Source organism: Bartonella sp. LB28NMGDW, from assembly GCF_042194435.1.
Taxonomy (GTDB): domain Bacteria; phylum Pseudomonadota; class Alphaproteobacteria; order Rhizobiales; family Rhizobiaceae; genus Bartonella; species Bartonella grahamii.
Window position 1 is genome coordinate 1 of record NZ_JBHIMX010000169.1, and the last position, 549, is coordinate 549.

Sequence of the window (549 nt, forward strand, 5' to 3'; positions counted from 1 at the left end):
TTTAGTTAAAGAAAGGGAATTGGGGTATGTCCAGTAAATTACCATGGACGAGGCTTTTTGCAGACAAGTGGCTTCTTGATCTTGCTTGTTTACCCGCAATTGAAGGCAATGTTTATATGCGATTGCGATTGCAAATGTTGCGCACTAGAGAGCCTCTTGTAAATGATGCGCAAATATTATCTCATTTTACGTGTTGTTCAGTAAAAAGATTTCAGAAGGCATTAGATTACTTATTTAGATCTGGACACATTATTCTTTCAGAAGATGGTCATTTGTGGTGTTCAGATGTTGAAGAAGAATTAAAAAATTCAGACGAAACTTTAAATAAGTTTGCAGAAAGAGCAGCAAAAGCCGCCAATACTAGAAAACATAAAAACCACGAAGAATCTTCAAGAGAGCTTCAAGATTCTTTAAGAAGTCTTCAAGATTCTTCAAGATGTCTTGAAGATTCTTCAAGAGGGTACAATAACAATAACATTAACAATAACAAAAAAAATAAAAATATTATTTTATCAAAAAGAGAAATTGATTTTGAAAATTTAGAAACAA

General features: G+C 32.4%; 1 pseudogene. It reads left to right on the top strand.

Annotated features, from left to right (window positions below):
* Positions 1-26: 26 nt before the first annotated feature.
* Positions 27-549, top strand: a pseudogene (locus ACFIKG_RS09840) (hypothetical protein); the annotation flags it as partial.